Source organism: Frankia torreyi (genome assembly GCF_000948395.1).
GTDB lineage: Bacteria > Actinomycetota > Actinomycetes > Frankiales > Frankiaceae > Frankia > Frankia torreyi.
Genome location: NZ_JYFN01000029.1, coordinates 14311 through 25061, shown reverse-complemented (window position 1 = coordinate 25061; position 10751 = coordinate 14311). Strand labels below are relative to the sequence as shown.

The 10751-nt window shown below is 74.0% G+C and carries 12 protein-coding genes; 9 read left to right on the top strand and 3 right to left on the bottom strand.

Annotated elements, in window-relative coordinates; all coding sequences use genetic code 11:
* Positions 1 to 235 precede the first annotated feature (235 nt).
* Both FF36_RS18075 and FF36_RS18070 read left to right on the top strand, forming a co-directional pair.
* On the top strand, positions 236 to 1174 hold the full coding sequence (locus FF36_RS18075) for an acyl-ACP desaturase (protein ID WP_044886280.1): 939 nt from the start codon (positions 236 to 238) through the stop codon (positions 1172 to 1174).
* A 121-nt stretch (positions 1175 to 1295) separates the two neighbouring features.
* Entirely contained in the window at positions 1296 to 1811 is a 516-nt protein-coding gene (locus FF36_RS18070) for a hypothetical protein (RefSeq protein WP_044886279.1), read from the top strand.
* Between the two features lie 37 nt (positions 1812 to 1848).
* Here the strand turns inward: FF36_RS18070 and FF36_RS18065 are convergent, their stop codons facing one another.
* The gene (locus FF36_RS18065) at positions 1849 to 2493 is read right to left on the bottom strand and encodes a dTMP kinase (protein WP_044886278.1); all 645 of its coding nucleotides are present in this window, start codon (positions 2491 to 2493) and stop codon (positions 1849 to 1851) included.
* Positions 2490 to 2933 carry a hypothetical protein gene (locus tag FF36_RS18060; protein WP_044886277.1) on the bottom strand — a complete coding sequence of 148 codons (444 nt, stop codon included), beginning with the start codon at positions 2931 to 2933 and terminating at the stop codon, positions 2490 to 2492. The genes FF36_RS18065 and FF36_RS18060 overlap by 4 nt, the downstream gene beginning before the upstream one ends.
* Positions 2934 to 3289: 356 nt before the next feature.
* Between FF36_RS18060 and FF36_RS35505 the strand changes: the two genes are divergently transcribed.
* From FF36_RS35505 to FF36_RS18025, 7 genes are all read left to right on the top strand, one after another.
* Positions 3290 to 4792: a sensor histidine kinase gene (locus FF36_RS35505; RefSeq protein WP_157871723.1), complete on the top strand. Its 1503-nt coding sequence runs from the start codon at positions 3290 to 3292 to the stop codon at positions 4790 to 4792.
* A complete protein-coding gene (locus FF36_RS18050; RefSeq protein WP_044886275.1) occupies positions 4789 to 5430 on the top strand; it encodes a response regulator in 642 nt (213 codons plus the stop codon). The genes FF36_RS35505 and FF36_RS18050 overlap by 4 nt, the downstream gene beginning before the upstream one ends.
* A gap of 144 nt (positions 5431 to 5574) precedes the next feature.
* Entirely contained in the window at positions 5575 to 6705 is a 1131-nt protein-coding gene (locus FF36_RS18045) for an ABC transporter ATP-binding protein (RefSeq protein ID WP_242422594.1), read from the top strand.
* Positions 6702 to 7523 (top strand): ABC transporter permease, encoded by an 822-nt coding sequence (locus tag FF36_RS18040; RefSeq protein ID WP_044886274.1) that lies wholly within the window; start codon positions 6702 to 6704, stop codon positions 7521 to 7523. The genes FF36_RS18045 and FF36_RS18040 overlap by 4 nt, the downstream gene beginning before the upstream one ends.
* A 142-nt stretch (positions 7524 to 7665) precedes the next feature.
* The gene (locus tag FF36_RS18035) at positions 7666 to 8754 is read left to right on the top strand and encodes a CD225/dispanin family protein (RefSeq protein WP_044886273.1); all 1089 of its coding nucleotides are present in this window, start codon (positions 7666 to 7668) and stop codon (positions 8752 to 8754) included.
* Positions 8755 to 8879: 125 nt separating this feature from the next.
* Complete coding sequence (locus FF36_RS18030) at positions 8880 to 9539, top strand: molybdopterin-dependent oxidoreductase (protein WP_173667312.1); 660 nt, start codon at positions 8880 to 8882, stop codon at positions 9537 to 9539.
* Positions 9526 to 10233: a cytochrome b/b6 domain-containing protein gene (locus tag FF36_RS18025; protein ID WP_044886271.1), complete on the top strand. Its 708-nt coding sequence runs from the start codon at positions 9526 to 9528 to the stop codon at positions 10231 to 10233. The genes FF36_RS18030 and FF36_RS18025 overlap by 14 nt, the downstream gene beginning before the upstream one ends.
* Before the next feature lie 30 nt (positions 10234 to 10263).
* Here the strand turns inward: FF36_RS18025 and FF36_RS18020 are convergent, their stop codons facing one another.
* On the bottom strand, positions 10264 to 10746 hold the full coding sequence (locus FF36_RS18020) for a CD225/dispanin family protein (RefSeq protein WP_044886270.1): 483 nt from the start codon (positions 10744 to 10746) through the stop codon (positions 10264 to 10266).
* Between the last annotated feature and the right edge of the window lie 5 nt (positions 10747 to 10751).

Genomic DNA, 10751 nt, shown 5'->3' with positions numbered 1-10751 from the left:
CACCGGCCGGCCCGGGTCCGGGTTGGTCCGGGTCCGGTCCGGATGTCGAGTTCATCGGAGCATCGTGAGAGTTCCATGTGAAGGGACCGGAAACGCACGTCGGCCGGCCCGCCCTCGGCCCGGTGGTGAAAGTCCTGGTCGCGCAGGCGAACTGGCCGGCCGGAACAGTCTCGCGAGCGGGAATCCACACCCGTGGGACATGGTTGACGGGCGTCCAGTCTGGAACAGTCTCCCAATGAGATCACTCACGGACACCGAGCTGATTCGCGAGCTGGAGCCCGTCGCCGAGGCGAACGTGAACCGGCATCTCGGCATCGCCACCGAGTGGATGCCGCACGACTACGTCCCCTGGAGCCTGGGCCGGGATTTCGACACCGTTCCCTGGGAGCCCGGCCAGTCATCCCTGGCGAAGGCGGCGCAGATCGCCTTCGAGGTCAATCTGCTCACGGAGGACAACCTCCCGAGCTATCACCGGGTCATCGCGGAGGGTTTCGGCCGGGACGGCGCCTGGGGCACCTGGGTGCACCGGTGGACGGCCGAGGAGGGCCGCCACGCGATCGCGATGCGCGACTACCTGATGGTCACCCGGGGGGTCGACCCGGTCGCCCTCGAACGTGACCGCATGTACCAGATGAGCCGGGGCTTCGACCGGCCCGGCATCACGCCGCTGCAGTCGATGGCGTACGTGTCCTTCCAGGAGCTGGCGACCCGGGTCAGCCACCGCAACACGGGTCGTTTCTGCGCGGAGCCGGTCGCCGAGAAGCTGCTGGCCCGCGTCGCCGCCGACGAGAACCTGCACATGATCTTCTACCGCAACCTCGTGGCCGCCGCGCTGGAGATCGCCCCCTCCCGGACGGTGGAGGCCATCCGGGACGAGATCCTCGGTTTCGAGATGCCCGGCGTCGGCATCCGCGACTTCGGCCGCAAGGCCATCCAGATCGCCCGGGCCGGCATCTACAACCTGCGCATCCACCATGACGACGTGGTGACGCCGATCCTGCGCCAGTGGCGTTTCTTCGACCTGACGGGACTGGACGCCGAGGGCGAACGGGCCCGCGAGGAGGTCGCCACCTTCCTCGCCGGCCTCGATGCGGCCGCCACGCAGCAGCAGGCGAAGTTCGAACAGACCCAGGCCCGGTTGGCACGGCGCGCGGAGGCGTTGACCGCCGTCTGACCGGAGCCGTCCGGGCGGGCTTCACCGAGTGTCCGTAGTGCCCTGATCAGGCGATAGTGTCCCGATCTGGGAGGCACGTGCTACGGTCCGGCCGTCGCCGCCGTCGACGGATGGAGCCCGCGTGAGCGTGCACCGAGGGAGCCTCCACCGGATCACCTTTCCGCAACTCGCGCTGGGGATCGTGGCCATCGCCACCGTGGCCGTCGCGGTGCTGATCGGGCAGCGCGGCGCCGCCGCGCCAGACGACGCGGTCGGCGCCAGACAGCCGACCCCCTCCGCCACCGGCGGCACCACCGCCGCGCCCCTTCCCGGCCGGCCTCTCCCGGGCCGCCCCTCCGCCGCCGCTTCGGTCGCGGCCGGCGGAGGCACCACCTCGCCGTCGGGCGGGCGCAAGGACTCGGTGTCCCCGCCTCGGCCCGCCACCGTCCGGCACCCGTCGGCGCCGAACCCGGTCTCCGCCGGCCCGAGTGCCGGCAGCACCGCGGGCACCGGCCGGCCGGCCCTGACCGCGGTGGCCCCGTCCGGGTCGAACCACGCCCCGACACCCGCGCCGCGCGGCCACGGCTCGCGCGCCGATTCCGGCGTCGTCGTGCAGGTGCCGCCGATCGTCCTGCCGAGCTGCCTCGTCGACTGCTGACCCGCCGACCCGCCGGCCCGCCGGCCCGCCGACGCGATCAGCGCAGCAGCGCGCCGAGCCACCCCTCGATGATGCCGACAGCGCTGTCCCGGTCGACGATCAACCAGGGTGAGATCCAGTTCCGGGCCGCCAGGTCCTCGTACATCCGCGCGCACCGCTCCTGCAGGCCGCCGTCGGCCTCGAAGGCGTCCAGCGGCCGGGCAGGGTCGTCGCCGGCCCGCGCCGCCGCGCCCGCCCGCGCCTTGGCGACCGGCACCCGCAACAGCACCTGCAGGTCGGGGGCCGGCAGGGCCAGCGAGCCAAGTTCGAGATCGGCGACCCAGGCCGGGAAGCCGGCCCGCTCGGCCGCCGGGAGCCGCGCCGCGCCGTAGGCGGCGTTCGACGCGATGTACCGGTCGAGGATGACCACGTCGTTGGCGTCGGTCAGGGCGTCGAGCTCGGGCCGCGACGCCGCCCGGTCGAGCGCGAACATCATCGCCGTGGCGCGGGGGAGGGCGGCCAGCGGGGCGAGCCGCGCGTCGCCCCCGAGCAGCCCGCGCATGGCCGGGCCGAGGGGCTCGGCGGCGTATCGCGGGTAGGCGAGGGTCGCCACGCTGCGCCCGGAGTCGGTGAGCCGGGCGACGAGCCTGCCGGTCAGCGTGTTCTTGCCGGCTCCGTCGACGCCTTCGATGGCGATGATCATCCGGCCACCGGCTGCCGGCGGAAGTGCTCCACGACCGCGTCGGACCAGCTCAACAGCCGGCCGGCGAGGGTGGCGGGGATACCCGCCCGAGCCGCCGCCGCCTCGATCCGGGCATAGCGCAGCTCGGACGGCAGCAGCGCGACCGCGCCCGCCTTGCCCTGGAAAGTCGCCCACAGCCCGGTGAGCACCTGGCCGTCGATCGGCGGAAGGGCCGCGGCGGCGGTGCCGAGCACCGCGCGCGACCACCAGCCATCCCCGCGGATGACCGCCGACGCCACCGGCTCGCCTCGCACCACGTCCAGGCCGCCGACGACCAGGTTGTTCGCGTTGCGGACCGCGACCAGGGGGTGGCGGTACTCCAGCCGATCGCCCCGCTCGGCCAGGCAGGCCGCCAGATACCACAGCGACAGCAACGTCGGCGGCGTTCCCGACACGAGCATGCGGCCTCCCCGCCGACGGCATCCACCGGATCCGGTCGCCGCCGTGGGCGCAGTCTACGGCCGGCCCGGCGGCGACCGGATCCGGTCGGGAGCGTAACAAGCCGGGCGCCTCGCGGTCGGCACGCCGCGGCAGGTAGGTCGGGGCAGGTACGTCGGGACAGGTCGGTCACGGCAGGTACGTCGGGACAGGTACGTCGAGTACGTCCACCGACGGATGTCCCGACGCCACCGGCTCGCTACCGTCAATGTCAATGACGAGCACGGACAGGTCGGCGGCCGGACGGGCGCTGGCGCTCGCACGCCCTTCGCCGCCGCCCGGTCGCCCAGGGGCGCGACGCTGGGGGCCCCCGCGTGCCGTGTGTGACGTCACGGCTCTGGTCGCTACTGCCGCCGTGGTCATCGGCGGGTCGAACGGTGCCGCCCAGGACCAGGTCCCACCCGCCCGGGCCCTCGACGCGCCGGCCTTCGTGCTGCTCATCCTGCTCACCGGGACCGTCCTGCTACGCCGCCGCGTCCCGCTGGTGATGCTGCTCTCGACGAGCCTGCTGCTCGGTGCGTACTTCGCCGCCGGCTACCCGCACGGCCCGGCGGTCACTCCACTGGTCGTGGCGGCACTGTCCGTCGGCCTGCACCATGATCGGCGCACGTCCTGGCGGGCGGTGCTGGTCGCGAACGTCGCCCTGCTGGCCGGGTCGGCCGTGGGCGATGCCCGCGGCTACGCCACCGGCGGCTGGGGGTTTGTGTTCGAGATGGTCGGCGGGGTTACGCTGTGCAGCGCGCCGGCGCTGGTCGGCGCGCTGATCCGGCTGAACCGCTTCGCCGCGGCCCAGGCCGCCCAGGAGGCGACCGGACGCCGGATCGAGCAGGAACGACTGCGGATGGCGCGCGAGGTGCACGACGTGGTCGGGCACAGCCTGTCGGTCATCTCGTTGCAGTCCGCGGTGGCCCTGCACGTGCTGGACCGGCGGCCCGAGCAGGCCCAGGTAGCCCTGGAAGCGATCCGCCGCACGAGCGTCGACGCGCTCGACGAGCTGCGCTCCACCCTCGCCCTCACCCGCGCCGGCCAGCAGGGCGGCGCAACCGTCGTCGGCGACGGCCAGCGCGACGGCGTCAGCACCACCGCCAACAGCACCACCGCCAACAGCACCGCCGCCAGCGGGACCGTCGGCGGCGGGACCATCGGCGGCGGGACCGTCGCAGGCAGCACCGGCGCGGCCGACGACCGCCCGCACGCGGCCACTCGGGCCGGCTCGGTCGGTTCCCTCGTCACGGCCCGTGCGAGCCCGCTGCCCGAGCCGCCGCTGACCGGGCTGGGCCGACTGCCGACCCTGCTGCACGAGGTGCGACTCTGCGGTGTTCCCATCGAGCTCGTCACCGAGGATGACGGCGACCTACTGACCGGGCTGCCCGCCGACCTCGACCTGGCCGCCTACCGGATCATCCAGGAGTCGCTGACGAACGTCCTGCGCCACGCGCCGCCGGGCCGCACCCGGGTCCGGGTGGCCCTGGCCACTGCGGGAGGCCGGCTCGCCCTCGACGTCACCGACCGGCCCGAGCCGTCCGAGCCGTCACAGCCGTCCGACCGGCCCGAGCGGCCCGAGCCGTCACAGCCGTCCGACCGGCCCTCGCCCGCCGAACGTTCGGACCTGTCCGGACCGTTCGGCGCGGGCGGATCAGCGCGGGCGGACAACGCACTCCCCGACAGCCAGCGGCCGGGTGGCCAGGGACTGACAGGGTTACGTGAACGCGCCGCGGAACTGGGCGGGGTCCTGTCGGCCGGCCCGGGATCCGACGGCGGCTGGCAGGTCCGGGCCGAGCTGCCGCTGCTGCGCCGCGAGCAGGCGGAGGTCCGCGCGTGATTCGGGTCGTGATCGCCGACGACCAGCCGCTGGTCCGGCTCGGGTTGCGGGTCCTCATCGAGACCGAGGACGATCTCGACCTCGTCGGCGAGGCCGAGGACGGCCGGGCTGCCGTCGAAATCGTCCGGGCCACCCGGCCGGACGTGGTGCTGCTCGACATCCGGATGCCGGTGGTCGACGGCCTGGCGGCGCTGCGGACGATCGTGGCGGACCCGCGACTGGCCGCGACCAGGATCGTCATCGTCACCACCTTCGAGGTAGACGAGTACGTCTTCGAGGCCCTGCGCGCCGGTGCCTCGGGCTTCGTCCTCAAGGACACCGAGCCCGCGGACCTGCTGCGGGCGATCCGGGTCGTGGCGGCGGGCGAGTCGCTGCTGTCGCCCACGGTGACCAGGCTCGTCATCGAGACGTTCGCCCGCCGACCGGCCGTGACGGCCCCGGATCTGAGTGGGCTCACCGTACGTGAGCGTGAGGTGATGAGCCTCGTCGGTCATGGGATGTCCAACGACGAGATCGCCGCCCGGCTGGTGATCAGCCCCGCGACGGCCCGCACCCACGTCAGCCGGGTGATGGTGAAGCTGGCCGCCCGCGACCGGGCCCAGCTCGCCGTCCTGGCCAACCAGGCCGGCCTGGTCTGAGCCGGCCTGGTCTGAGCCGACCCGGCCTGGACCGGGCCCGCGTCTGCGCGTACCGAGAACACCGCTGGGCCACGCTCATTTGCGTACGCCGGTGTCGTCCGTCGACGGACGACGTCCCCCGGTCGCGCCGGCACTCTGATCGGCATGACGACAACCACAGGCCGGCGCACCGCGGCGGCCGACCCGCACGTTCCGATCGAGGTCCCCGTCCACCGGCCCGGCGGGGCCCTGGGCGAAGCGAACCCGGATCGCCGTCTCGCCATCGACGTCCGCGGCCTGACGAAACGGTACGGCCGGCGCACCGTGGTCAGCGGACTGGACATCGCCGTTCCCGAAGGGGTCGTCGCCGGCTTCGTCGGGCCCAACGGCGCCGGCAAGACCACGACGCTGCGGATGCTGCTCGGCCTGGTCCGCCCCAGCGGCGGGCGGGGCACCGTGCTCGGGCGGCCGCTGCACACGCCCGCCGCCTACCTGCCCCGGGTGGGCGCGCTGATCGAGAGTCCAGCGCTGTACCCGGCGCTGTCCGGGGCTCGCAACCTCACCGCGCTCGCCGTACTCGGCGGCCAGGATCCCGCCCGGGTGAACGGCATCCTCGACGAGGTGGGCCTGGCCGGCCGCGGCGGCGACCGGGTCCGGTCCTACTCGCTGGGCATGAAGCAACGGCTCGCCATCGGCGCCGCCCTGCTCGCCGACCCGGACCTGCTGATCCTCGACGAGCCGACGAACGGCCTGGACCCCACCGGCATCCGCCAGATGCGCGAGCTCATCCGCACGCTGGCGGAGGCCCCGTCCGGTGCGCCCGCCGCGTCCGGCGGCCCGAGACGCACCCGCACGGTACTGATCTCCTCGCACCTGCTCGCCGAGGTGGAGCAGATCTGCGACTGGCTGATCGTCGTCGAGGGCGGCCGGCTGGCGTACCAGGGCCCGACCGAGAGCCTGATGGCCACCCGCGCGCACGACGTCGTGCTGCGCCCCGAACACGACGAGGACGTCGCGCTGGTCGCGGACCTGCTCGCCGGCCTGTCCGTGCCGGCGGTCCGCCGGGTCCACGACGTCGTCGCCAGCCTGAGCATGGCGCCGGACTCCCGGGAGCACGCTCGCCTGCTCGCCGGCATCAACCGGGCCGCCGCGGACCGTGGCATCACCCTCATCGAGATCTCGCCGCGCCGACCCAGCCTGGAGGACCGCTACCAGAGCCTGGTCGCGCAGTCCCGCGCCGACGCCGCCGTCCTGCCGCCCACGCCCGTCACGACCGACCCGGAGATCTCGCGATGAACCTCGTCCTGGCAGCCCGACGTTCCTTCCACGCCGAGCTCATCAAGCTGTGGCGGCCGAGCACCGCCGTCGCGATGGCGATTCTCGCCGTCCTCAGCGTGCTGTCCACCGCTCTGCTTTTCGGCCTGGCCGATGCCGGCGAACCCGGTGCCGCCGGCGCCGGCGGCTCGGGAGGCTTCGACGTCACCACCGGACAGGTGTCGACGGCGGGCGGAATGGCTCTCGGCCTCACCAGCAGCAGCACCTTCACCGGGCTGCTGGTCTTCCTCGTCTTCGCGATCACCATCACCCTCGAGTACAGCCAGGGAACACTGCGGACGCTGTTCCTGCGCGAACCCCGCCGGCTGGGCTGGCTGGCCGGTCGGATGTCGCTGACGCTGGCCCTGACCGCGGTGGCGTTGATCTGCGCGGTCGTCCTGAGCGTGGGCGTCGGGTACGTCGTCGCGACGCTGCGCGGGATCGACACGTCCGCCTGGTGGAGCGCCGACGGTGTCCGGCATCTCGCCTCGGGTTACCTCAACGCGCTGGTCGCCGCCGCCTTCTTCGGGGTGGCCGGCACGGCGCTCGGGCTCGTGCTGCGCTCGACCGCGCTCACCCTGGCGGTCGGGGTCGCCTGGACGTTCCCGATCGAGCACATCATCCAGGAGTCGTGGGGCGCATCGAATCGGGTGTTGCCCGGCCTCGTGTTCGACGCGATCGGCCAGGGCGGCGTCAGCGAAGCCGGCTACGGGACGGCGCTGCTCGTCGGGACGGCCTACGCGCTCGGGGCTGCCCTGCTGGGCGCGATCACCCTGTCGCGCCGGGATGTCACCGCCTGATCACACATATGCAATGAGAGCAGACGGCGGGCCAGACAAAGCCTATAATAACCACCTAACGTGCCCGGCCGACGACGACAGGGGATCGGATGGCGCCTCCGACACGGCAGCGGCGCTCCGCCGGCTGCGATCGCCCTGCCCGGTGAGCCCCTTCGACCGGCTCCTGCGCGAACTCGACGGGACCGACGCCTACGCCGTCCTCGGTGTGAGCCGCTCCGCCGATCGCGCCGAGATCCGCCGCGCCTACCGGGCCCGGGTGCGCGCCCATCACCCGGACAACCCGAGCAGCCGGCATCCCGGTTCGATCCGCGCGATGCAGCTCATCGTCGCATCGCACGAGCTGCTCGAGAAGTGGCGAGGCGACTACGACGCCCGCACCGGCCGCCCCGGCCGCCCGCACCGGGACGCACGCGCCACCCCGCGGCCCGCATCCACCCGACCAGCCGCATCGGACCCACCAGCCGCATCGACCTCGCCAGCCGCGGACGTCCGGGCCCGGCGCTCCACCCACCGGGTCGCGGGCGGCGGGGACACCACCGGCCACCATTTCTTCTCCAGCGGCCACCACTATTCGACCGGCTACCCGACGAGCCGGTCCCAGGGGCCGGGCACCCATCCCCACCGCCGGGCAGCCTGGTCGGCGTATCCGCCGGTTCGGCCGGCCAGCGCAGCCGCCACCCCCACGGGCTCCGTTCTCCGCACCGGTTCCGGCATCCGCTCCGATTCCGGCACCGCCTCCGCCTCCGGCCCCGGCACCGACTTCGACCTCCGCATCGGCTTCGGCCTCCGCACCGAGAGCAGTGCCCGAGGCACGAGCGGTACCCGAGGCGCGAGCAGTACCCGAGGCGGGAACGGCGTCCAGTCCGAGGGCGGGCCCCGGGGCGGGCCGGATCCGCGACCCGATCCGCGGGATCCCCGGGTCTGGCCGCCGGCCCGCACGCGGGCGAGCGGCGGGGATCGGCTGCCGCAGCGGCGGGCGCCCAGCCACCGGGCCGTGCGGGTCCGCAACCACCTCGGACTGTCCATCGTGGCGACCATCCTGTGCGCGCCGGTCGGGGCGTTCGGGCTGGTGTACTCGCTGCGGACCAGCGACCGGCTCGCCCGGGGCGACGTGGCCGGGGCGCGGCTGGCCTCCCGGCGCTGCCGTGCCTGGTGCCTGGCCGCGACCGCCGCCGGCGTCGTCCTGCTGAGCGTCCTGGCCGCCGTCGGGGGTCGCAACGGCCCGGGCTGACGGCGGCCCGGGGCTTACGGAACGCTGTCGATCTCGGGCGCGGCGGCCGGCCGGGCCGGTGGCGGTGTTCACTGGATGGTGTGGCATCCGATGGCTCGCCGGTGGGACGACGGGTCGTCCTCAGCATGATCACCCTCGGTGCCGCGGGGGTCGTGTTCGGAGCGCCGGTGGAGCGTGCCGTCGAGCGGGTGGTCACCCCGATCCGGGAGAAGGACCCGACGGGGCTGTCCGACTTCGTGCCCATCGGGGGCTTCCGCTACTACACAGTGACCTCCAGCGTCCCCAGGCTCGGCCCGGACGACTACCGGCTGCGCGTGCACGGCCTGGTCGATCGGCCGCTGACGCTGACGCTGGCCGACCTCGGCCGGATGCGGCAGACGACCCTCGTGCGCGATTTCCAGTGCGTGACGGGCTGGCGGGTCGGGGCGGTGCACTGGTCGGGCGTGCTGCTGCGCGACCTGCTCGCGGCGGCCGGCGCCCAGCCCGCCGCCACCGCGCTGACCTTCCGGTCCTTCGACGGCCTCTACACCGAGAGCCTCACCCTCGACCAGGCCACCCGACCGGACGTCCTGGTCGCCCTGACCATGCTCGGCGCGCCGGTGACACACGACCACGGCGGGCCCGTCCGGCTGTACGTGGCGCCGATGTACGGCTACAAGTCGATCAAATGGCTGGGCGAGATCGAGGTGGTCGACGCGGTCACTCCGGGCTACTGGGAACGCCAGGGGTACGACGTCGACGGCTGGGTCGGCCGGTCGAACGGTCGGGCCGATGAAGCCGTCTGACCCGCCGCCGGCGCCCGCCGACCTGCCCGCGCCCGCGGCGGGCCTGGTCCGCCGGTTCGGCCGGGTGCCCCGGTGGGTGCACTGGTGGACGGCGGCCCTGATGGGCTGCTGCCTGCTCACCGGCGCCACGCTCTACCTACCGCCGCTGGCCCGCCTGGTCGGTCGCCGCCCGCTCGTCGAGACCGTTCACCTCTACGCCGGGCTCGCCCTGCCGGTGCCCATGCTCGCCGCCGCCGCCTCGGCCGGCTACCGCCGCGACCTGCGGGCGCTCAACCGGTTCACCGCGGCCGACCGCGCCTGGCTGCGTGCCAGCCTGCGGTTCGGCTCCTGGCGGCGGGCCGCCGCCCGGGCCCGGATCGCGGCCGGCGTCGGGAAGTTCAACGCCGGGCAGAAGCTGTTCGCCGCCTTCGTCGCGGGGGGCGCCCTCGTGATGCTGGGCACCGGCGTGATCATGAAGTGGGGGGCCGGGCCGCTGGGCCCGATTCCGGTCGGCTACCGCACCGGCGCCACGTTCGTGCACGATCTGCTCGCCTACGGCCTGTTCTTCGGAGTCGTCGGGCACCTGTGGATGGCGGCCCACGACCCGGTGGCACTGGTCGGGATGCGCACCGGCACGGTGCCCGTCTGGTGGGCCGCCCGGGAGCATCCCGCCTGGTCGCCGGGGGCGGCCGTCCCGCCCCGCCCGCCCCGGTGAGCGAGACCACGGACCGGGACGGCGGCAAGATCAGTTGTTGCGCGACACGATCGCCACGGTGATCACGATGGCGACGACGTACACCAGCAGGACCACCACAAAGGCGATGAGCGAGATGATGCACCAGCGCCTGGCCCGGCCCGACGCCTCCCGGGCACCCGCGAGATTGCCGGTCTGCAGCCGGGTCTGGGTCTGGGTGGCGTAGACGATCGCCACGATCCCCGTGGGCAGGCAGCACAGCAGCGTCGCGACGAGCGACTGCCACAGGTAGGTCCGGATGGGCCGGTCCGCGGCGGGCGTCGCGACGGCGCCGCCCGGCTCCGGCTGCGGCCAGCCGCCTGGCTGACCGGACCCGTCCGGCCAGCCGGTGGTCCCGGGACTGTCGGCGTAGCGGGGGTGTCCGGGATCGCCGGAGTCGCCGGGATCGCCGGGGTCGCCGACGGGCTGGTTCCACGCCGAGGACGGGCCGACGCCGGAGGGATCCGGACGTTCACCACCGGGCGGACTGGACACCGCGA

What these genes read in the sequence shown, in the direction of transcription:
- FF36_RS18075 (WP_044886280.1), top strand. Translation starts at nt 236, where the DNA reads ATGAGATCACTCACGGACACCGAGCTGATTCGCGAGCTGGAGCCCGTC.
- FF36_RS18065 (WP_044886278.1), bottom strand. Translation starts at nt 2,493, where the DNA reads ATGATCATCGCCATCGAAGGCGTCGACGGAGCCGGCAAGAACACGCTG.
- FF36_RS18060 (WP_044886277.1), bottom strand. Translation starts at nt 2,933, where the DNA reads ATGCTCGTGTCGGGAACGCCGCCGACGTTGCTGTCGCTGTGGTATCTG.
- FF36_RS18045 (WP_242422594.1), top strand. Translation starts at nt 5,575, where the DNA reads ATGACGACAACCACAGGCCGGCGCACCGCGGCGGCCGACCCGCACGTT.
- FF36_RS18040 (WP_044886274.1), top strand. Translation starts at nt 6,702, where the DNA reads ATGAACCTCGTCCTGGCAGCCCGACGTTCCTTCCACGCCGAGCTCATC.
- FF36_RS18030 (WP_173667312.1), top strand. Translation starts at nt 8,880, where the DNA reads ATGATCACCCTCGGTGCCGCGGGGGTCGTGTTCGGAGCGCCGGTGGAG.
- FF36_RS18025 (WP_044886271.1), top strand. Translation starts at nt 9,526, where the DNA reads ATGAAGCCGTCTGACCCGCCGCCGGCGCCCGCCGACCTGCCCGCGCCC.